The following is a 21,331-nucleotide window of genomic DNA, read 5'->3' on the forward strand; positions in this document are numbered from 1 at the left end:
ATCCGGATTGCGTTTTTCGAATCCGTAAACCTTTTGGATTGGACAAAATGGCGGCTATGGTGATTCGGCGGTGAGGCGCTGGATGGACCGGCGAAAGTGACGACGCATGTTTTCCTCGGCCGCGTCACCATCGCCGCTGCAGATGGCTTCGATAATGGCGCGGTGCTCGGGCAGGGTCTCATCCGGCCGGCGCACCAAGCCCTCTGCGAAGACCAGCTGGTAGGAAAAGCTGATGATGTTGAAGGATTCCAGAATGCTTTTTAAAAATTCACGCGACCCGATCTCGGATATGTACAGGTGAAACCGTCGATCCGCTTCGGCATAGGCCCGACTGTCGGTCACCGGCCCTTTTTCAGGGAATCGGCTGAAGAAGCCGCGCAGCTTTTTTTGCCTGTTTTTTGTTAGTGCTGCGGCCGCCCGTCTGGCGGCAAGGCCTTCGAGAACCTCTCTGAGTTCGAAAATGCTTATCGCCTCCTCCCGCGTGAAGGCACGAACAAAAAAGCCCCGTCGCGGTTTGGCTTCGACCAGCTTTTCCTTCTCTAAAAACTTCAATGCATTGATCAGCGGCGTGCGACTGATACCCATCTCGGAGGCCAGTTTTTCCTGGTGAATTTTTTCACCGGGGACCAGCTTGCGCTCAGTGATCATCTGCTTGACGATCAGGTAAACCTGATGGTCAAGGTTCTCGTGGGCCACGCCAATGTTTTTCATGGGTAATGAGTCTTCCGGCGGTTAACGGTTAATCGTGCTCCCGATGCCCGTATGACCAGCAATTCATAGCACATCTCGATTATGATCCTCAACCGGATGTCAATCAAGCGTCGGCCGCTGGGTTGCAATCTCTTCCAGCGCGGATTCGATACGGTTCAGGATTTCCGATTGAAGCTCGGGGATGTCCGCCAGTTGCCGCATGATTACGTTCAGGTGGTCCCAATCATAGGAAGGTTCACCCGGATCCGTTCTCGCAGGAGAATCGACCTTTTCGTGCAGGTCATTCTCCAGATAGAGCAAGCGGTAGTAGCCTTTTTCGGCTCTGAGTCCCGCTTTGCCCGGCGGTCTTTTTTGGGGTGATCGGGCATAGATGGCGCTTTCGAAAATAGCGTCGATCTTTGTGAACAGGTGCCGCTGCTGCGTGGGGTTCAACGCGGCCAGGGGCAGGTTTCCCAATGTCAAAGGGTCATTCAATGTCGTCCTCAACCGGTGTGGTGGTGAAAATTCGACTGCTTCGTTGCCAGGGAAAGGGCTTGCACCCATTTTTTACCACAGGTTGCCATGCAAACGCTTTTCCAAAAGCCAGGCCTGTTTATTCGGTCGCATATAACATGGTGCCGCCTGATTTCATCGTCAACCGTATTGCCCTGAAACCGGATTGGCGGTATAAGGGTGCTGTTCCAGCGATCAGGTGCAATCCTAACCCTGGAGCCAATCCGCAGCCTTTAATTTTCAGCAACGATGACGTTACAGGAGAACAACGGTGCCAAAAGCGAGCAATCTTCAGAAAGGCCGCATCATCAATATTGACAACCACCCTTACCAGGTCAGGCAGATTGATGTTCACACCCCGACGGCACGGGGGGCCAATACCCTTTACCGAGTCCGGTATGCCTCGCTGATCACGGGGCAGAAACTGGATCAGACCTACAAGGGAAACGATGTGCTGGAAGAGATGGCGGTAGACAAGCGCCGGGTCAGTTTCCTTTACCGGGACCAGAACCTGTTCACCTTCATGGACAGTGAAAACTACGATCAGTACACCCTGTCCGAGGAGACGCTCGAAGGGCAGACCCAATGGTTGGTCGACGGCTTGGAGGGCATCACGACCCTGCTCAGAGACGGTCACCCACTTTGTATTGAACTTCCCCAGACCATCGACCTGGCGATCGTGGAAACCGCGCCGGTGATCAGGGGCGCCACGGCTACCAACCGCAACAAGCCCGCCGTACTGTCCAACGGAATTTCCGTGCTGGTTCCTGAATACATGACCGCCGGGGAGGTTGTCCGCGTCAACACGGAAACCGGCCAGTACATGACCCGGGTCAAAACCTGACGCGCGCGGCAATCTCCCTGAATCATCGAAGATCGGGTGTCCTGTCCTGAGGTGACATTTTGGCAAATATCAGCGCGGCAAAGGTGCCTCCGGATGCGCATGCGTTGATCAGTCCATGCTTTACGGTCATCTTTCGCGACTTCGTTTGCACCACATCCAATGCAACCATGGGAGACCTAAGGCCCAGGGTCGGGGGCACGATGCCGTCCTGGATGGAAAGTGCCATGGCCGCTGCGCGAAAACCGCCGGAGGCGAAGTTTTCTCCCAGGGCACCTTTGATGGCCGTCACCACCGGTTTTCGATCGCCCTTAAAAAACTGCTCCAGCGCCTGGGCCTCCAACCGGTCGGATTTGATGCCGCCGCTTGCTGCGGCGTAAACCGTGTCGATGTTATCGGGGCATACGTTGGCCATGGCAGCGGCACTGTGCAGGGCCCGCAGCGGTCCGGCCGGATTGTCGGGCCAGTCGTTGGCCGGTGCCGGAGCGCTGCTCATGCCCCAGCCGGCGATTTCACAAATAATGGCTGCCCCGCGCGACCGGGCCGGTTCCAGCGCCTCGAGACAGAGCAGTCCGACCCCTTCTCCGGCCACCGGACCGTTGCGCTGCCGGTCGAAGGGGCGCGCCTGTTCCTGGGCGCCATCCTGGGGAGACAAGGCCATGAATCGCTCCAGCACGGTGAAAAGGAAAGGCGATAGAATGTCCCCGCCGCCGGCCAGCAATAGATCGGTACGTCCATGCTGGATCTGGCTTGCCGCATAAGCGATGGCCGATTCCGCTGAGGCCTCCCGGTGGTTCAGTGTGGTGTTGATGCCCCGCAGCCCCAGTTCAATGGCGGCGTGGCCGGCCGGTGCGTTCATCACGGTGTTGGGCACCAGGATGGGATTGACCCGGCGGGGCCCTTCGGTAAAAAGGGTGCTGGCGAACTGGGCGGCAACATCCGTGGCGCCGAAGGCTGTTCCCATGACGACGCCCAACCGGCTGCGGTCCGCAGCAGTAAGATCGACACCCGCATCGTCCAGGGCCATGCATGCCGAGGCGGTAACCATCTGGGAGAGGCGATCCATGCGCCGCAAGGTGCGGGGGGCGATGAAATCAGCGGGTGAAAAATTGCCCACTTCGCCCCCCAGATGAGATTTAAAGGCAGCCGTGTCGAAGCCTTCGATGGCGCGGATGCCGCAGCCACCAGCGAATAAATTCCTGGCAAACGCTGCGCGGCCGATGCCCAGGGGGGTCACCAGCCCCATTCCGGTAACCACCACCCGCCTCACCGGCCACCCCCGTTTTGTACGAACCTTCCCAATACCAGGGAGGTGTTGTTACCGCCGAAGGCAAAGGAGTTGGAAAGCACAATATCAACCGCTGCTTTCCGCGAAACACCGGGTACCACGTCCAGGTTGCAGGCTTCGTCAGGGGTCTCATGGTGAATGGTCGGCGGAATGAACCCCTGCTCGATGGCCAAGATACAAGCTACGGCTTCAATGGCGCCTGCAGCGCCCAGGGTATGGCCGATCATGGATTTGGTGGAACTGACCGGAATCTGTTGGGCCCGGTTGCCGAATACGGTCTTGATTCCCCGGATCTCCATCAGGTCATTGGCCGGCGTGGCTGTTCCGTGGGCATTGACATAGTCCACATCCTGCCGTGAAATGCCGGCATCGGCCAGGGCGGCGGTCATGGCACCCACGGCGCCGGATGCATTGGGGTCCGGGGCCGTCATGTGGCTGGCATCGCAGCTGATGCCGCAGCCGAGCACTTCGCCGTAAATCCTGGCACCCCGATGTCGGGCGTGGGTCAGCGATTCCAGAATCAATATCCCCGCACCTTCGCCCAGACTCATTCCCCGGCGATTGCGGTCAAAGGGTTTGCAGAAGTCCGGATCTACAGCCTGAAGGGCGTTGAAAGCCGAATAGGTGATGCGGCACAAGGGTTCGGTTCCACCGCAGACCATCACCTCGGCGGCTCCCTGCCGGATCAGGTCACGGGCGTAGCCGATTGCCGTGGCACCGGAGGAGCAGGCGGTCATGAAGGTGGTCTTGGGACCCATGAGTTTTAAATGCGTGGCGATATGGTCTGCCGTTGAAGCGCAGGAAAAGGCTGCAAATGGGGTGGCGGGCAACCGATCGGCCCCGTATGCCAGATAGCGGGCAAAAACCGGTTCGCACTCCAGCATACCTCCGGCCCCGCCGCCGATCACCACCCCGGTATAGGCCGCCATTTCCTTTAATACAGGCATCAACCCTGCGTCTGCCAGTGCTTCCAGCACAGCCGCCAGGGCCATGCAGTCCGAGCGTGACATGCGCTTGAGGGAGTAGGTGTCCGGGATATGCCGTCGAGGATCGAAATCGTTGACCTGGGCACCGGTATGGGTGCGATAACCGCTGGTGTCGAACAGGGTCACCGGTCCGATGCCGCAGGTGCCGGCTTTCAGGGCGGCGGCGAACTCGTCAGCATTGTTGGCAATTGCGTTGATGGTTCCCCGTCCGGTGACAACGACATGTTCTGGTTTCATAGGCCTCGTTCTGGAAGGCGCAAGGATCGAGCGAAAATCAGGTGTGATCTCGGTTAGCGGGCCGGATTTTAAGCAGATGCACCCGGGAAAGTCAAGGCGGTGAAACAGAGAAACGGGAGACTGCCGTTGTTCCATGGCAACCCGAGGGCCCTTGAAAAAATCCCCTGCGGGGCTTATTTTAGAGAGGTGTTCGATTCCTCGTGACGCACAGGCGCTCAGGTTTGGACCATGACCGGGCTCCGACCGGGTCCACTCAGGACAGAAGTTTGCTGTTGACAAGCAAAACAGGTATGATTTCACTTAATATTTTCAAAAATTGATGCGGTTTCAGTCACCGGGCGAGAGAGAGGGTCTATGGAAAGAAGAATGACAGCCGACAGGCGCCTGATTCACGTCTTTGTCTCTGACGAACGCAGAAGCGGTCCGCATGAGAGGCGGGGCGCCGAAATCAGGCATTTGGAAAGCATGCGGGAAAGGCAAAAAATAGAACGGATTCGTGCTTTCAAGCAGAAGGGGCAATCCGCTCAGCCAGCCACTCCCATGGTAACGAAAAAGCGATTGACCTACTTATGCCTGGGCCTGCTGCTCCTCATTGCTGCCGCACTCCTGCTCAACTGATCGGTTTCCCCTGCAGCGTCATTGCGAACCACGACAGCGAGCGCATTTCGCGGCGATTTTCGTGCGGAGGATTGAATCACGCCTTGAAACCGCTGGCAGTTGGCCGCCCCCTGCCACCAGATGCCGGGAACCACTATGGCGCTTTCTGGCAGGCGGGACATAGGTGACTGCTGCGCTGGGCCACGATGATGCGTTCGATGGGCGCGTTGCAGCGCGGGCAGGCTTTGCCGGTGCGCCGGAATACCTTGAGTTGATCCGCGTTGCGGCCCGGCCGGCTGCCCACCGAATAGAAGTTGCCTTTGCCGTTGCCCAGAGAGGTGCCCATGTTTTTAATTCCCTCCTTCAGAACATGCAAAATCGCCTGATGCAGCGCCTTGGCATCCCCGCCTGACAGTGAACTGCTCAAGCGTTGCGGGTGGATCCTCGCCCCCCAGAGGGCTTCATCAACGTAGATGTTGCCCATTCCGGCCAGGAAGCTCTGATCCAGCAACAGCGGTTTGATCTGGCGTCGCCGGACCTGCAGCATCCTGAGTAAGCGCTGGCTGGTGAAATCCGCTGCCAACGGCTCAGGCCCCAGTCGGCCCAGGATCGTCTCGGGTGTCCCGGTCAGGAAAATACGGCCGAACTTGCGCGTATCCTGGAAGCGCAGTTCGCCGGTTTTTTCCACTTCCAGGACCACATGCTCATGGATGTTGACAGGACTTCCCGAGGCGACCCAGTTAAGCCGCCCGGTCATTCGCAGGTGTATCAGCATGGTCAGGCCGCGGGACAGGTGAAAAACAATGTATTTGCCCCTGCGCGTGATCTGCCGGATCCGGCAGCCCGTGAGCTGTTTTTGAAACCGGGAAGGGCTCAAACCGGTAATGGTTCTGGGCCAGCTGACCCGGGCGCCGGTGATGGCGCATCCAACCATGTTGTGTTGGTTCAGGTTGTTTACTACGGTCTGAACCTCGGGCAGCTCGGGCATGCCCAAACCTCATATCGGTTCGTGTTGATGACTTCAGGGGTGATTCGCCACGCCTGATCCGACCGGTGATTGCAACAATCCGTTTCTCCCCCGCCTCAGGATTTGGATCTTTGCTTTTGAATGAATGTTTCCAACTCCACCGCTTCTTCGGCGCCCAGATCTTTCAAGATTTGCAGATGCTGCTCGGCCAGGTCGAATCTGGACATTTCGGCATAGGCCTCGCCGATATATTCATGGGCTTCGGCCAGATCCGGTTTTAAATCTATGGCCCGCTTATAGGTGCTTATCGCCCGATCGAACTGACCCTGCTTGCGGTAGCAGAACCCCAGGTTGCTGTAAGCCTCGGCATAACCGTCATCGGCCTTGACCGCTTTTTCATATTGTGCGGCTGCCTTTTCGTACTGTGCCTGCTCTTGATAGGCCTCGCCCTTCTCGAAATAGGCGTTGGCCTTCTGGCGTTTGTCATGGGATGGGTCGGTTTTTGATACGGAACGGGATGCGCTTCCGGCGGCCATGGCCGCAGCGGCGGCAAACAAAACGGCTGCCGTAACCATCGCCAGCGTCAGCATCAAAATCACAGGTAAAGGGTTGACCCGGGAAATAGTCTTTGTTTGCATGGCGACCTCCTATCAATCCTATTCGCCGATCGAGGCGAATGCACGTGAGTTGTCGATCCAAAAAGGGACCGTGCCGCCTTCGAAAGACGGCAACCGGCCCATGGGACTACTATAAGCATGGTTGGTGGCGGTCCAAGGCGGAAGTTGGGTCCAGTCGAATTTAAGAATTTCGGGCGCGCAATTTTCCGAATGCGGATCGACAAAATATTACATCGTATCGATAAAGGAATCTTGAAAAAGGATCCGGTATTTACGTTGAAATCGGCGCCTCAGTTGTGTATTTTGGATCATGACCGCTAAAGACAAAAAAAAATGGGACGCAAGGTATCTGAAGAAGCGGGGAAGCACCGATCCGGCCTTGATCCTGACGAAATTCTGGACACTGGCACCCGTTGGCAATGCTTTGGATATCGCCTGCGGCAACGGCAGAAACAGTATTTTTTTGGCTGACAACGGTTTTGCAGTGGATGCGGTGGACATATCGACGGTTGCAACGGATCACCTGGCAGGTAAAAACCCGGATATCCATGTCATCTGTGCGGATCTGGATACATGGAACATCCCGCGGAACCGCTATGATCTTATCGTTAACCTCCGGTTTTTAGACAGGCGCCTGTTTCCAATGATTCAGGAGGGGCTCAAACCTGGCGGTGTGCTGATCTTTGAATCATTCATGGATGGCAAAAAAGATGAGTATTGTCTGAAACCAAATGAATTGCTTGGCGTTTTTCAAGCTTTCCGCATTGTGTATTACGAAGAGAAAAAGGCAAACCACTCGGAAAAGTATGATCAAACCGCGTCCCTTGTTGCGATCAGACAGGCTAGTTCCATCGGGGAGGTCGAGGTCCGATTTCCAGATGCAAAATCCAATTGACCACCTTTATGGGGTGAAGACCGTTCTCGCCAGGTAAGTGGTGTAGCCGATGTAGCAAGCCAGCAAAGCGGCCCCTTCAAAGCGGTTGATGCGGCCAGGCCCCCGGAATCCGTACCCGATGATGAAAAGTGAAACGGTCAATACGGCCATGACCAGGATGTCGCGTGAGAAGACCTCAGGTCCGACCGCCATCGGGTGGATCGTTCCGGCGATCCCGACCACCGCCAAGGTATTGAACAGGTTTGAGCCGAGGACATTGCCGAGCGCGATGTCGTGTTCGTTTTTGCGGATGGCAATGATCGACGAGGCCAGCTCCGGTAGCGACGTGCCGGCCGCCACGATGGTCAGACCGATGATCAAATCACTGACTCCGAAGCCATGGGCGATCTCCACCGCACCCCAGACCAGGATGCGGGAGCTGACAATCAGCAGGATCAGACCGACGACAAGCCAGAACACCGCTCGGCGAAGCGGCATGGCGTGAGCCTCCAATTCCTGCTCCATCTCGCTGCCCAGCGCGTCGGTTTTTGATTTCATACCCTGCCAGATGGTCCAGGTCATCAACCCGCCAAACAAGGCCAGCAGAACCAGTGCATCCATACGGGTGATTTCTCCGTCCCAAATCTGCCACGCAGCCAGGGCCGTGATGGCGGTGAGGATTGGAAGCTCCTTGTGCAGCACCTGGGAATGGACGGCGATTGGGCTGATCATTGCCGTCAGGCCCAGGATAAGGGCGATGTTGGTGATGTTTGAGCCGTAGGCATTGCCCAGAGCAATGCCGGGGTTGCCCTGTGAAGCGGCCAAAGCGGAAACCACCATTTCCGGCGCGGAGGTCCCGAAGCCGACGACCACCATGCCGATCAACAGCGGCGGCATGCCGAAATGGCGTGCGGTGGAGGCTGAGCCCGCCACGAAACGGTCGGCGCTCCAGACCAGGATAGCCAGGCCAAAACCGACTGCGATAAATGCTGTAGCCATACAATTATGCGACGCCTATCAAAGTTGTAATTCAGCGCCTGTGTGACCTGCCAAAAAACGGCATGGCGCCCCATCAGGCTGCGAATCCAAGTGTACGCCAATTGCTGGGTGTGTGCAACTTTTTGAGTCGCATCCCGCCAACCCGGATGCGATAAAGGACACGGTTGTGCGCCTTTTCTAAGCAACCCATCCCGGAAAAATATCAGACAGCCCTTCGACCATAAATTGAACGGAAATGGCGATCAAAATCATTCCAAATACCCGTGAAACCAAATCCAGGGACAGGTTGCCGACGATCTTCTGGATTGCCGGGCTCAGCAAAAGGACCACGAACACAATGGCCAGCACCCCGACCAGCGTCAGGCTTAACAACATATCCGTCAGCAGTGACTGGCTCTGATAGCCGTAAATGATGGCGGTGGTAATTGCTCCCGGTCCGGCAATCACCGGTACCCCGATGGGGATGAAAATCTGTTGATAGCGGGTCAGGACCCGGTGTTTGAGATCACCGGATTCGTCGATGGGGTTCTCCTTGAGTTCAACGGCAGTGCCTTTGAGCATGCTGAATCCGAACTGCAGCAGGATCAAGCCGCCCCCGATTTTAAAGCTGGCTAGCTCGACCTTCAACTGGATCAGCAGATGGTGACCAAACCACAGAAACACCAGCAGGACGCAGGCGCTGGACAGGATGATCAAGCCGGCCAGCCACCAACGAAAATCTCTTGACCCTCCCTGGGAGGCTTGGACCCAAAGGGGAATTTTTTCCACCGGATTGACGATGGCCAGCAAGGCAATGGCAAAGTTCGATATCAAATCCCAGTTGATCTCCATAATCACCCGGCAACCTGTCCCGACCGCCATAAGGAACCGACGGTTGTCATTTCCTCATCCTTTGGATGGGTTCTTGTTTGCAGAAAAGGATCTTGATTGGCGTGGGTTCATGCTAACCGCCGAGGTGAGACAACCGAATGGGTGCGAGGCTGTATTTTCGGGGTCCCATGGCCCCATTTCATCCCAACGGGGAGCAGTCATGCAAGCGTTGTTTTCTATCCGCTGCGGCCGTCGTCGCAGGGCATATCATTATCGTGAAGACGATCGTGTTCGGCCCATTCCGGTGCTTTGAGGCATATCTCGATTTCCTCCTCGGGGCTGTCCGCCTGCACATGCCCCTTTGCTTGCCTTTCTCCATCCGCTGAAGCCAGGGCTCCCGATTCGGTGAGCACGGCACCGGCCATTTGCATCCGTGCAACGACCTGGGACGCTTGTCCGGGGTCCACCGGCCATGAGGCATCTGTGATCAGAACGACCTCAAATCCGTTCTGGCGTGCGTCCATAACGGTATCCAGGACACAGACATCCAATGCGAGTCCGCATATAAACAGCCGTCGAATACCCTGGCGCTTGAGATGAACGTCCAGCCCGGTATCGGCAAAGGCCGAGTTCTGATCGTGGTCGAATCGCGTGCCTTTGGTGATGATTGTGGCCCCGGCAGGCAGTTCCAGATCTGGATGAAACATGGCGCCCTTGGTGTCCTGGATGCAGTGGAGCGGCCACTTTCCGCCTTGCTCCACAAAGCTGGGATGATGGTTGGGGTGCCAGTCTCGGGAGGCATACACCGGGATTTGCAGTCGGTTTGCCAGATTGATCCACCGATTGACGATCGGTACTATCCGGTTGCCGTTTTGCACCGGCAAAGCGCCTCCCGGACAAAAATCGTTCTGGACGTCGACAATCAGCAGCGCGTCACCGGGTTGGTAATTTTTTGAATTGCTCATATGATCTCCCTTCCCCGCGATCCAGAACGATGCCGAAACGCATCAGAACGAAGCGGGTGCTGGTTCCGGCCCGCAGAGCCTCCAGTTTCCAGTCGTGAGCCACCGTTGCCATAAAATCGTTGCCCGGCGGTTCTTCGTTCATGCGTGTATCCTCCCGCGGTCGCCGCACCGGAGGCGCATTAGACCCCATGCAAAATATGAACTTTTATCGAAGTCGTCAACGCTGACAACTGTATTCCACGCATCGCTGCCGTGGCGTGGGTTGCACCATATATGCTTCGGGCCCGTGGGATCCATTTCCAGGCGCGGTGAGTCTGATCTCACGCAGCATCCAAGCCGGAAGCCGATATCTGGCCCAATACGGTCGGCGGCAGATACAGGATACTTAGTTTACCCTATTGTCGGGGACCTCCACCTCGCTGTACCATGTACACGATTGCCGGTAGATATTGCCCACTGCGTGACCAGCCCCTTTCCGGCAGAACCGGAAACCGTCGACTCCAATCGATCGGCAAGGGTGAAGTTATTCGACACTTTACACAACCGCATGTGAGGCGCGCTACATATGACGGATGCCTGAGGAGTGAATCCAATGAAGCAATTTAAATTTCAGGATCTGCAGCAGTTGATGTCTGTCAATGAGAAGGTGTGCATTTCCATCTATATGCCGACCGATCCAGGAGCGGCCGCAAACAGTGAGCAGCGTATTCGGTTCAAGAACATGCTGCGTCGGGCGGAACAGGCCGGTCGGGAGCGCGACCCCAAGAGCAAGACCTTTGTGGAAATGATCGCAAAAGGAAAACGGTTGCTGGAGGATGACAACTTCTGGGGAACCCAGAGTCATGGACTGGCTGTGTTCATTGCCCCTGGAATTTTTTGGTTCTATCGGCTTCCGATCACTTTTGAAGAAGCCTTTTCCGTCTTAAACCGCTTCGTCATCAAGCCGTTGATGCCTCTGTTCATGGCCGCGGGCCGTTTCAACATTCTGGCCCTGAGCCAGTCCGCCATCCGTCTGTTTTCCTGTACCCGGCACCACGTGACGGAAATCGAGTTGGTGGGTGTGCCTGACGGCATTGACGAATCGTTGCAATATGATCAAAAGGATACCCAACTCCAATTTCATACCGGCACCCCCGGTGGCGGGGGCGGCAGGCGGGCGGCCATCTTCCATGGTCAGAGCGCCGGCACCGACGATCACAAGGATGAAATCCGGCGCTACTTTCTTGATGTTGACAAGGGCCTGTCGGCGATGCTTTCCGAACCGGAAGTCCCGCTTGTATTGGCCGGCGTGGACTATCTGTTGCCCATTTTCCAGGAGGTCACCGCTTACCAATGGGTGATGCCCGACGTCATCACCGGCAATCCCGATACCCTTCGCGCCGAAGAACTCCACGAAAAGGCTTTTAAGATCGTCCGACCGGCCCTGGAGCAGCAACAGCGCGAAGCTGAGGCGCGTTATCATGAAATGGCTGGTCAGGGCTACACGGCATCTGGTGTAAGGGCCGTCCTTCCCGCCGCCGCGTACGGAAGGGTGGAAGCCCTGTTTGTGGCCTTGGATCAGCAAAGACCGGGCGTATTCGATCGGGATGCCAATGAAGTCAGGGTTGCTGAATCGAGGCCGGAATCCAGCGAAGACCTGCTGGATCTGGCCGTGGTGGAAACGATCCGGTGCGGTGGGAAGGTTTATGCGGTAGACAGCCAGCGCATGCCCGACGCCAACGCAGCGGCGGCAGCGCTGCTGCGGTACTGAACCGACGGTTGTCCCGGTATGGGTTGGGATCGCACCAAGCTATCCATTCATGGCTCGTAACGCTTCACCACCAGACAGGCATTGGTGCCGCCGAACCCGAAGGAGTTGGACATGGCGTAGACAATATCGGCCTTTCGCGCCAGGTTGGGTACGTAGTCCAGGTCGCATTCGTCGCCGGGGTTATCCAGATTGATGGTGGGGGGAATGATGCCATGCTTCAATGCCAGTACGGTAAAGGCGGTTTCGATGCCGCCGGCACCGCCCAGCAGGTGGCCGGTCATTGATTTGGTGGAGGAGATGGGCACCCTGGGAGCCAAATCGCCGAATACCTTTTTGATGGCCCGGGTCTCGTAGAGATCGTTCAGCGGGGTCGACGTGCCATGGGCGTTGATGTAGTCGATGGCTGCACAAGTGATGCCCGCGCTGTCGATGGCGGCCTGCATACACCGGATCATGCCGTCTCCGTCGGGAGACGGCGATGTCATGTGATAGCCGTCCCCGCTCTGGCCGTAACCGGCCATTTCAGCTAGAATGGGTGCTCCCCGCTCCAGCGCATGCGCCAGCTCCTCGAGGATCAGCATACCGGCGCCTTCGCCGACCACGAATCCGTCACGGTCGCGGTCAAATGGCCGTGAGGCCTTCTGCGGGTCATCGTTACGGGTGCTCAGGGCTTTCATGGAGTTGAAGCCGGCGACGCAGGTGGGTGTGATGACCGATTCGACGCCGCCGGTGATCATGGCGTCCGCCTGCCCGCGCAAAATGGTGTTGCAGGCATCGCCGATGGCATGTGCACCTGCGGCACAGGCCGTGGCCACGGAAATGTTGGGCCCCTTGGCGCCCAGGTGGATGGAGATCATTCCCGGGGCCATGTTGCCGATGATCATCGGAATGAAAAAAGGGCTGACGCGTTTGGGGCCTTTTTCTTGAACGGTGCGGGCGGTCACCTCCAGCATTTCCAGCCCGCCCAACCCGCAGCCGGTGATCACGCCGACGCGGTGACTGTTGGTCGCGTCGATGGTCAGGCGGGCGTGCTCCAAGGCCATCCGGGCCGCAGCCACGGCATAGGCAATAAATTTTTCAGTGCGTTTGGCGTCTTTTTTGGGAAGAAAATCCTCCGCGTTAAAATCTTTTACTTCGGCGGCGATTTTGGTGATGAACTCACTGGTGTCGAACCGCGTGATTTCACCGATGCCGGACCGACCCTCACACAGGGACGACCAGGTCTTGTCCACGCCGACACCCAACGGTGTCACGAGTCCCAATCCGGTTATGACAACCCGTCTGCTCAACGATACCTTCCTTCCGGTTGAAATTAATGCTTTTTAATGTAGTCGAAGGCGTCTTTAACGGTGACCAGCTTTTCGGCGTCTTCATCCGAAATGTCTACGTCGAAAGCCTCTTCCATGGACATGATCAACTCGACCAGATCCAGGCTGTCGGCCCCGAGGTCATCAACAAAGGAAGCCTCGGGAACCACCTCGGAAATGTCCACACTGAGTTTTTCGGCGATGATCTTTTTAACTTTATCTTCTACAGACATGATGTGCTCCTTTCAGGAATTAATAATTATGGAATTGAGGTATGACGGGATCTTGGAATCGAAGGGGGTCTGCCTGCATTAATGGACAGGATAGGTACCCCCATCCCTGTAATCCTCAATTCCTCCATCTTTACATGTACATGCCTCCGCTCACATGGATGGTCTGGCCGGTGATGTAATCCGCGGCAGGGGAGGCGAGAAAGGCGACGACACCGGCTATTTCCTCGGGTTTGCCGATTCGTCCCAGGGGGATTTCAGCGATGATGGCCGCCTTGGCGCTGTCGTTGAGATCACCGGTCATGTCGGTATCAATGTAGCCGGGGGCAACAGCGTTGACGGTAATGTTCCGGCTGGCCAGTTCCCGGGCTACCGCCTTGGTCAGGCCGATGATGCCCGCTTTGGAAGCCACATAATTGGCCTGGCCGGGGTTGCCGGAAACGCCCACCACCGAGGAGATGTTGATGATGCGCCCGTAGCGCTGCTTCATCATGGCTTTGGCGGCCACCTTCATGCAGTTGAAGGTTCCTTTCAGGTTGACGTCCAGAACCGCGTCCCAGTCGGCTTCCTTCATGCGCACCAGCAGACCGTCGCGGGTGATGCCCGCGTTGTTCACCAGCACATCGATCCGCCCGGACGCTTTTAAAATGGCGTTCAGGTAGTCGGCCACTGCGGATTCCGAGGCCACATCCACTTCCTCAAAACGGGCCTGGCCGCCGGCTGCTTCAATGGCCGCAGCCGTGGTTCTGGCTGCATCCAGGTTGCGGTTGTAGTTGAAATGGACCATTCTCCCCGGCGCGCTCAAGGCGGTGCAGATGGCCCGCCCGATGCCCCTCGATCCGCCGCTTACCACGATCACCCGTTCGGCTGAGTCGGTCATGACGTCCTCCCGAAAATATGGTCGGCAATGTGGTCCATGTCGTCGATCAGCCCCCGGTAGCTGCTCTCCAGGGTGGGCAGGGCCAGCGATTGCAGGAATTGATCCACGGCTGAGGCCTCGACGGTTTTGCTGCCCATCACGATCAGGCGTGCTTTTTCGGTCACCAGCCGGGCACAGGTGTTGGTAAAGACCCGGGCTGCGGCCAGAATCGTTCTGTCGGACTGTCTGGCAGCCAGTTGCGCCATGCTCTCGCCCACCTCGACGTGGGTCATCATGTCGGCCAGGGCGAACATCACCTGCTGGTGGCGGGTGAGGCGGTTGTCGTGGGCAAATTCAATGCTGCGGTTCAATGTGCGGGCGCAGGCGGCAAGCACCCGGCCGCCGGCCTGGTCGCATTCCCCGTGAAGCTCATCCAGACCCTGCGCCATGTCCTCATAAAAAGCGCCTTTGGTCTTGCGGGTTTTTTTCCAGCGAAAGGTGGAAACGATGTTCTGCTGAATTTCACTGGTGCCTTCGTAGATGCAGGTGATTTTCACATCGCGCTTGATCTTTTCCACGCCGAATTCGGTGATGTAGCCATACCCGCCCAGGGCTTGCATGGCATCGTCCGCCGCCCGGTTGGCCGCTTCGGAGGTAAATAGTTTGGCGATGGAGCCTTCCACCTGAAGGTCTTCGGCTTGGCTGTCCAGCCGCCGGGCGATGGCTTCGATGTATGCGGCGGCGGCCTTGAGGTTGACCCAGTGGGGAACGATCAGTTTGTTGGTGTAGCCTTTTTTCTCGGAAAGGGGCCCGCCGAACTGCACGCGTTCATGGGCGTAGGGGATGGCGATTCCCTCCAGGGCGGCCTCGCCGGCTCCCAGGGCCATGGCTGCCACCATCAGGCGGGTGTAACCGAACACCTGGTTGGCCTGCTTGAGCCCCTTGCCGGGGGCCTCGCCGATCATGTTCTCCACGGGAACGAAAACATCTGTAAAGGTCAGCGGCGAGGTGTTGGACGCGCGGATGCCATGCTTCTCCTCGCCCTTGTGCCGTTGGAAGCCCTGGGTGCCCTTTTCCACCACGAAGAAGGTAGGGCCTTCCGGTGTCTGCGCCAGAACGGTCACGAAGTCGGCGTAGCCACCGGTGGAGATGAACTGCTTGGAGCCGTTGATCCGATAGCCGGTAACCGTGCCCGCAGCATCCCTGACCGGTTCGGCCTTGGTTTTGAGCGATGCCAGGTTGCTGCCGGCTTCCGCTTCTGTGACTGCATAGGCCACCAAGCTGTGTCCATCGGCAACGGCGCCCAGCCACTTTTGCTTCTGGGCCTCTGTGCCGCCAACGATGATGGGGTCTGAACCCAGCTGGATAGCGAAAAAGGCCGTTCCCACGCCCAGGCAGATCTTGCTCATCTCGCGGGTGACGACGCAGCAATCCATGGCACCGCCGCCCATGCCGCCGTATGCCTCGGGAATGAACAGCAGCTGCAGGCCGATCTCCGGGCTGAGCATCTCCCGGACGGCGGCTTCGGGAAAGATTTCGTCACGGTCCCATTCCAGGACGGCTTTCTTCGTGAGCAGGCGTTTGGACAGCTGACGGACGGTGTCGACCACCATCTGCCGGGTCTCTTCGTCCAAGCCACCCTGCGGGCGATGGGCGCCGGTGTCAATCATGATTGGCTTTTCCTTGGGCAAACCGTGTGAGGAACATGGCGCATTGGCAATTCATGCGTCTTCTAATCTTCGTCGGTGGCGATAACGCGCTTGCCTTTATACTCGCCGCAATCGGGGCAGGCGTGATGGGGAAGCTTGGCTTCACCGCATCCCGGGCAGGTTCCCACTGCAGGGGCGTCAGTCTTTTTGTGGGTGCGTCGTTTGTCCCGCTTTGACTTGGATGTCTTGTGCTTTGGTACAGCCATTAGTAATCTCCTAAATTATTTAAATTGTTCACAATTATCCAGAATAAGCCCCGTTTTTACACGGTAGCGCGTCTAGTAATTAAAATGACGACGAAAGTCAAGGATTTTTCTGAAAATCTTTTGGACTGCGCTCTTGTTCAGCTATTGGGGATATGATAATGAGGTGACCGGCAACTTGGCGGAGACGATCCAATTTGGTATCATTTATAGTTATTTAAGACGGTTGCCACTTTAGATGGATTGCCTTGCCGCCATGGACGGACCGTGGCGCCATCAGTGACCGGGATGGTGGATCCATTTCGGTCCGTTCAACGGCATCACCGGCTGGGGTGCATGGATAACTGACCGTTTAACTAGTTCTGTTATTCGAACCGTTGTGCAAACGACTTATACAAGGTAGATAATCATGGCGACCATTATTACCCGATTCCCGCCGAGCCCTACGGGTTACCTGCATGTGGGCGGAGCACGCACAGCCTTGTTCAATTGGCTCTACGCGCGAAAACACCAGGGAAAGTTTGTCTTGCGCATCGAAGATACGGATGTGGTGCGTTCCACCCAGGCATCGGTGGATGCCATTTTCGAGGCCATGCATTGGCTCGAACTGGACTGGGACGAGGGACCCTATTTTCAATCCCGGCGATTTGACCTCTACCGGGAATATCTCCAGCGGCTGCTCGACTCGGGGGATGCCTATTACTGCACCTGCACCCAGGAGGAGGTGGAGGCCATGCGTAAAAAAGCCATGGCTTCCGGCGGCAAGCCCAAATACGACGGCCGCTGCCGGGAACGCGGCCTGCCGCGGTCGGACAATGCCGTGATCCGGTTCAAGTCCCCCCTGGTCGGCACCACGGTGGTGGCGGACGTGATCAAGGGCGATATCGTTTTTCAGAACACCGAGCAGGACGATTTCGTGGTCTGCCGCAGTGACGGAACCCCCACCTATAATTTTGTCGTGGTGGTGGACGATATTACCATGGGGATCAACACGGTGATCCGGGGTGACGATCACGTGATGAATACACCCAAGCAGATCCTATTATACAAGGCCCTCAACTCCCCGCTGCCTGTGTTCGGCCATGTGCCCATGGTACTGGGCAAGGACAAGACCCGATTGAGCAAGCGCCACGGGGCCATGTCGGTGACCGCTTACCGGGACATGGGCTTTTTGCCGGATGCCTTCATCAACTACCTGGCCCGGCTGGGGTGGTCCCACGGTGACCAGGAGTTTTTCACACGCCGGGAACTGGTGGAGAAGTTCAACCTGGAAAACATCGGCAAATCTGCAGGTGTTTTCGATATCGACAAGCTTACGGCCCTCAATGCCGACCATATCCGGGCCGCTTCGGTCCGGCAGCTCGCCCCACGGGTGCTGCCTTTTTTCAGGGGCAAGGGCTACCATGCCGAAGCGGACGATTACCTCGACGGTGTCATCGGCAGCCTGCATACCCGCAGCAAAACCCTGGTGGAGATGACCGAAGGGGCCCATTTCTACTACCGTGAGGATGTGCGGCCCTACGACGAAAAGGCGGCCCAGAAATTCCTCAAGCCCGAGGCGGCGCGGGTGTTGTCTCTGCTTGCCGAGCAGCTGAATGCCCTTGAGGACCTGGCCGAAAAGTCCCAGGAGGAGGCCTTTAAAAAGGTGATGGAAGATACTGGGCTGGGCTTCGGCAAGATCGCCCAACCGGTGCGGGTGGCCCTGACCGGCAATACCGTCAGCCCCGGTATTTTCGAGATCATCGCGGTGTTGGGCAAGGCCCGGGTGATGGCCCGCCTGAAGGCGGCGGTGGAATATATCCAGGCGACGGGGGCGTAACCGCAAGACGATTTTGGTCTTGACTCACCTGCCGGATTTGTGTAAACGGGCACCAATCCGATGCTGGGGGATCGTCTAACGGTAGGACAGCGGACTCTGACTCCGTCAATCAAGGTTCGAATCCTTGTCCCTCAGCCACAGTCGAATCAAGGGGTTACGGAAACTGCCGTGAGCCCTTTTTTTGTTTCTGCTGCCAGTTTGCTACCGGTTGCTTCAAAAATGTTGTTTTTAAACCGGCATTGCGGATTGAATACCCTCCACGGCGCATGAGCAGTGATCTTGCAGTGCGGCATGGGCGGCGCATAAACGCGCTACAGGTACCCGCAAGGGGGAGCAGGACACATAGGTCAAACCGATTTCATGGCAAAGTGCGATCGATTTGGGATCACCACCATGTTCCCCGCAAATCCCGCATTCCAGGTCAGAACGAATGGCACGGCCTTTTTGCACACACAGCGCCATCAACTCGCCGACGCCGTCCCGATCGAGCGTGGCAAAAGGATTTTCGGGCATGATGCCCGTTCCGATATATCGGATTAAGAATCCTGCTTCCGCGTCATCCCTTGACATGCCGAAGGTTGTCTGGGTTAAGTCATTGGTGCCGAAAGAAAAGAATTCCGCATGTTGCGCCAGTTGATGGGCGACCAGCGTGGCCCGGGGAACTTCAATCATCGTGCCGAACTTGTAATCGATTTCGATACCTTGCTCATGCATCACTTTCTTGGCCTCGACCTCCAGAATTTCGCGTTGGGAGATGAGTTCATTCACATGGCTGATCAGCGGCAGCATGACTTCGGGATGAACCTCGACCCCCTCTTTGGCCACCGTGCACGCCGCCTCAAAGATGGCGCGCACCTGCATGGTGGTCAGTTCCGGCAACTGAATTCCCAGACGCACCCCGCGTAGACCCAGCATGGGGTTGCTTTCGTGCAGGCGTTCGACGCGTTTGAGGATGTGCGCTTTTTCATTGATCTGCTGTAGCAAGGTGTCGACTTTTTCAAGGGTGTCGGCATGCTTGAGGCGGATTTTAAGATCGGTAAGGTCATGGCTCAGCTCCTTGTGATCGGGTAAAAATTCGTGCAGCGGCGGGTCGATCAGACGGGTGATGACGGGCAAGCCGTCCATGGCCCGAAAAAGCCCGATAAAATCCTCTCTTTGGAAGGGCAACAGGGCATCCAGCGCCTCGCGCCGCTCGATCGGCAGGTCGGTCATAATCATTTTGTGCAGATGGGGCAGCCGCCGGGCTTCGAAAAACATATGTTCGGTGCGGCACAAGCCGATGCCCTCGGCGCCATACAAGCGGGCGCGCCGGGCATCTTCGGGATTGTCGGCATTGGTCCGCACACCGAGACGCCGAAAACCGTCAGCCCAGGAGAGCAGCTTCATCAGCCAGGCATCCATGATATCTGGAATCATCGTAGCTATCCGGCCGCTGAATACTTCTCCTGCGGTTCCGTCTATGGAGATCCAGTCACCCTCCTTGATGATCTCATGGTTGATGCTCATTTGGCGCTGCTTGATATCGATATTCAACTCGGCTACGCCGACCACGGCCGGTTTGCCGAACTGCCGGGCAACCAAGGCCGCATGGCTGGTCCTGCCGCCCCGGCTGGTGAGAATGCCCTGGGCCGCCAGCATGCCGTGGACGTCATCCGGCCTGGTTTCGGGACGCACCATAATGACGGCTTTATGCTCATTTTTGGCCCAAGCTTCCGCCAAATCCGCATCAAAGGCCACGATACCGACCGCGGCGCCGGGCGAAACATTCAGCCCGATGGCCAGCATGGTCCCTTTCGCTTTGGCCGCGGCCCTGGCTTCGCGGTCGAACTGCGGATGCAGGAAGAAATCGACCTGCTCGGGGGTTATCCGCAGCACCGCTTCCTGCCGGGTAATCAAATTTTCTTCGGCCATGTCCACGGCAATGCGCACAGCGGCCTGGGCAGTGCGTTTGCCGCTGCGGGTTTGCAGCATCCACAGCTTTCCCTTTTCAACCGTAAATTCCACGTCCTGCATATCACGATAATGCGCTTCCAGCCGCCGCGCGATCTGTTCGAATTGGGCATGGATATCCGGCATATCCGTTTTGAGCTGCACCAGATCCAGGGTTCGACGAATGCCCGCGACCACATCTTCGCCCTGGGCATTGATTAAATAATCCCCTTCCATGCGGTTTTCGCCGGTCGTACCGTTGCGCGTCAAGGCGACGCCGGTCAGCGAGTCGTTCCCCAAATTGCCGAAGACCATGGTAACAATGTTGACGGCCGTGCCAAGGTCGTGAGCGATACCGGCCGCGTTGCGGTAATCGACAGCCCTTTTGCCATTCCAGCTCTTAAACACCGCCTCGATGGCCATTTTGAGCTGGGCGTGCGGATGGCTTGGGAAATCGGTGTGGGTGTAATGCCTGAAAATACCCTTGAACGCATCGGTCAGCTGCTGCAAATTTTCAGCGGACAGTTCGGCATCGGTGGCGGCACCGGCATCAAGGCGACATGCGCTTATTCTTTCTTCAAAGGCATCGTCGGGTATGCCCATCACCACGCTGCCGAACATTTGAACCAAACGCCGGAATGAATCATACACAAAGCGTGCATTGCCGGTCATTTCAATCAGACCTTGGGCGGTTTCATCGTTGAGACCGATGTTTAAAACGGTGTCCATCATCCCCGGCATGGAAAACTTCGCTCCGGAGCGGCACGACACCAGTAAAGGGTTTTTTGGATCCCCAAACGTATGGCCGCTTTGCCTTTCCAATTCCGTGACGGCCTGCAAAACCTGATCCCACAGTCCCTCCGGGAAATTCCCCCCTGAGGATAAATAGGTGTTGCATGCTTGCGTGGTGATCGTAAATCCGGGCGGCACGGGAATGCCAATGCGCACCATTTCCGCAAGATTCGCACCTTTGCCGCCCAAAAGCGCGCGTACGTCATCCCATCGGCCGCCCACGGCCTTTTCAGCCTGTTCGACCTCGTCGAGTAGATAGACCCATTGCTTTTGCATTGCCGGACTCCTTAGACTGAGGCTGACACCTTTACAACAGTCGTGCGGTTAACCCCTTGGCTTAAATCAAAAC

21 protein-coding genes and 1 tRNA gene are annotated in these 21,331 nt (G+C 57.1%); 6 read left to right on the plus strand and 16 right to left on the minus strand.

Annotated features, from left to right (window positions below; genetic code table 11):
- Window positions 1–54: 54 nt before the first annotated feature.
- Together R6V78_RS13895 and R6V78_RS13900 are read right to left on the minus strand one after the other, a co-directional pair.
- Complete coding sequence (locus tag R6V78_RS13895; RefSeq protein ID WP_410289968.1) at window positions 55–711, minus strand: GntR family transcriptional regulator; 657 nt, start codon at window positions 709–711, stop codon at window positions 55–57.
- Between the two features lie 99 nt (window positions 712–810).
- Window positions 811–1,185: a hypothetical protein gene (locus tag R6V78_RS13900; RefSeq protein ID WP_410289969.1), complete on the minus strand. Its 375-nt coding sequence runs from the start codon at window positions 1,183–1,185 to the stop codon at window positions 811–813.
- Between the two features lie 289 nt (window positions 1,186–1,474).
- Here R6V78_RS13900 and yeiP point away from each other — a divergent pair, with 289 nt between their 5' ends.
- The gene (gene yeiP / locus R6V78_RS13905; protein WP_410289970.1) at window positions 1,475–2,047 is read left to right on the plus strand and encodes an elongation factor P-like protein YeiP; all 573 of its coding nucleotides are present in this window, start codon (window positions 1,475–1,477) and stop codon (window positions 2,045–2,047) included.
- A 22-nt stretch (window positions 2,048–2,069) separates the two neighbouring features.
- On the opposite strand, the gene R6V78_RS13910 is transcribed toward yeiP, so the two are convergent.
- On the minus strand, window positions 2,070–3,305 hold the full coding sequence (locus R6V78_RS13910) for a beta-ketoacyl-[acyl-carrier-protein] synthase family protein (RefSeq protein ID WP_410289971.1): 1,236 nt from the start codon (window positions 3,303–3,305) through the stop codon (window positions 2,070–2,072).
- A 5-nt stretch (window positions 3,306–3,310) separates the two neighbouring features.
- Window positions 3,311–4,555, minus strand: coding sequence for a beta-ketoacyl-[acyl-carrier-protein] synthase family protein (locus R6V78_RS13915; protein WP_410289972.1), 1,245 nt, complete (start codon window positions 4,553–4,555; stop codon window positions 3,311–3,313).
- A 366-nt stretch (window positions 4,556–4,921) separates the two neighbouring features.
- Here R6V78_RS13915 and R6V78_RS13920 point away from each other — a divergent pair, with 366 nt between their 5' ends.
- Complete coding sequence (locus tag R6V78_RS13920) at window positions 4,922–5,173, plus strand: hypothetical protein (protein WP_410289973.1); 252 nt, start codon at window positions 4,922–4,924, stop codon at window positions 5,171–5,173.
- Window positions 5,174–5,306: 133 nt separating this feature from the next.
- Here R6V78_RS13920 and mutM read toward each other — a convergent pair whose 3' ends face one another.
- Complete coding sequence (mutM, locus tag R6V78_RS13925; protein ID WP_410289974.1) at window positions 5,307–6,140, minus strand: DNA-formamidopyrimidine glycosylase; 834 nt, start codon at window positions 6,138–6,140, stop codon at window positions 5,307–5,309.
- Between the two features lie 95 nt (window positions 6,141–6,235).
- Window positions 6,236–6,757, minus strand: a complete 522-nt coding sequence (locus R6V78_RS13930; protein ID WP_410289975.1) for a tetratricopeptide repeat protein — start codon at window positions 6,755–6,757, stop codon at window positions 6,236–6,238.
- Between the two features lie 289 nt (window positions 6,758–7,046).
- On the opposite strand from R6V78_RS13930, the gene R6V78_RS13935 reads away from it, so the two are divergent.
- Window positions 7,047–7,631, plus strand: a complete 585-nt coding sequence (locus tag R6V78_RS13935; RefSeq protein ID WP_410289976.1) for a class I SAM-dependent methyltransferase — start codon at window positions 7,047–7,049, stop codon at window positions 7,629–7,631.
- A 6-nt stretch (window positions 7,632–7,637) separates the two neighbouring features.
- Here the strand turns inward: R6V78_RS13935 and R6V78_RS13940 are convergent, their stop codons facing one another.
- From R6V78_RS13940 to R6V78_RS13955, 4 genes are all read right to left on the minus strand, one after another.
- Window positions 7,638–8,609, minus strand: coding sequence for a calcium/sodium antiporter (locus R6V78_RS13940; RefSeq protein WP_410289977.1), 972 nt, complete (start codon window positions 8,607–8,609; stop codon window positions 7,638–7,640).
- Window positions 8,610–8,786: 177 nt separating this feature from the next.
- Window positions 8,787–9,440 (minus strand): MarC family protein, encoded by a 654-nt coding sequence (locus R6V78_RS13945; RefSeq protein ID WP_410289978.1) that lies wholly within the window; start codon window positions 9,438–9,440, stop codon window positions 8,787–8,789.
- 215 nt (window positions 9,441–9,655) lie between these two features.
- Entirely contained in the window at window positions 9,656–10,384 is a 729-nt protein-coding gene (locus tag R6V78_RS13950; RefSeq protein WP_410289979.1) for an isochorismatase family protein, read from the minus strand.
- Window positions 10,353–10,526: a hypothetical protein gene (locus R6V78_RS13955; protein ID WP_410289980.1), complete on the minus strand. Its 174-nt coding sequence runs from the start codon at window positions 10,524–10,526 to the stop codon at window positions 10,353–10,355. Before R6V78_RS13955 ends, R6V78_RS13950 begins: the two co-directional genes overlap by 32 nt.
- 450 nt (window positions 10,527–10,976) lie before the next feature.
- Between R6V78_RS13955 and R6V78_RS13960 the strand changes: the two genes are divergently transcribed.
- Window positions 10,977–12,134, plus strand: a complete 1,158-nt coding sequence (locus R6V78_RS13960; RefSeq protein WP_410289981.1) for a hypothetical protein — start codon at window positions 10,977–10,979, stop codon at window positions 12,132–12,134.
- A gap of 47 nt (window positions 12,135–12,181) precedes the next feature.
- On the opposite strand, the gene fabF is transcribed toward R6V78_RS13960, so the two are convergent.
- The 5 genes from fabF to rpmF all read right to left on the minus strand — a co-directional run bounded on the left by fabF (window position 12,182) and on the right by rpmF (window position 16,445).
- Window positions 12,182–13,423: a beta-ketoacyl-ACP synthase II gene (gene fabF, locus R6V78_RS13965; RefSeq protein WP_410289982.1), complete on the minus strand. Its 1,242-nt coding sequence runs from the start codon at window positions 13,421–13,423 to the stop codon at window positions 12,182–12,184.
- Between the two features lie 23 nt (window positions 13,424–13,446).
- Window positions 13,447–13,674: an acyl carrier protein gene (gene acpP / locus R6V78_RS13970; protein WP_410289983.1), complete on the minus strand. Its 228-nt coding sequence runs from the start codon at window positions 13,672–13,674 to the stop codon at window positions 13,447–13,449.
- 130 nt (window positions 13,675–13,804) lie between these two features.
- Window positions 13,805–14,551 carry a 3-oxoacyl-[acyl-carrier-protein] reductase gene (gene fabG, locus R6V78_RS13975; RefSeq protein ID WP_410289984.1) on the minus strand — a complete coding sequence of 249 codons (747 nt, stop codon included), beginning with the start codon at window positions 14,549–14,551 and terminating at the stop codon, window positions 13,805–13,807.
- On the minus strand, window positions 14,548–16,200 hold the full coding sequence (locus R6V78_RS13980; protein ID WP_410289985.1) for an acyl-CoA dehydrogenase family protein: 1,653 nt from the start codon (window positions 16,198–16,200) through the stop codon (window positions 14,548–14,550). Before R6V78_RS13980 ends, fabG begins: the two co-directional genes overlap by 4 nt.
- Before the next feature lie 62 nt (window positions 16,201–16,262).
- Entirely contained in the window at window positions 16,263–16,445 is a 183-nt protein-coding gene (rpmF, locus tag R6V78_RS13985; RefSeq protein ID WP_410289986.1) for a 50S ribosomal protein L32, read from the minus strand.
- Window positions 16,446–16,851: 406 nt separating this feature from the next.
- Between rpmF and gltX the strand changes: the two genes are divergently transcribed.
- A complete protein-coding gene (gene gltX / locus R6V78_RS13990; protein WP_410289987.1) occupies window positions 16,852–18,261 on the plus strand; it encodes a glutamate--tRNA ligase in 1,410 nt (469 codons plus the stop codon).
- A 64-nt stretch (window positions 18,262–18,325) separates the two neighbouring features.
- Window positions 18,326–18,399 (plus strand) — tRNA-Gln (locus R6V78_RS13995).
- Between the two features lie 90 nt (window positions 18,400–18,489).
- Here the strand turns inward: R6V78_RS13995 and ppdK are convergent.
- Window positions 18,490–21,258, minus strand: coding sequence for a pyruvate, phosphate dikinase (gene ppdK, locus R6V78_RS14000; RefSeq protein ID WP_410289988.1), 2,769 nt, complete (start codon window positions 21,256–21,258; stop codon window positions 18,490–18,492).
- Window positions 21,259–21,331 lie beyond the last annotated feature (73 nt).

It is taken from the genome of Desulfosarcina sp. (genome assembly GCF_046496365.1).
Classification (GTDB): domain Bacteria; phylum Desulfobacterota; class Desulfobacteria; order Desulfobacterales; family Desulfosarcinaceae; genus Desulfosarcina.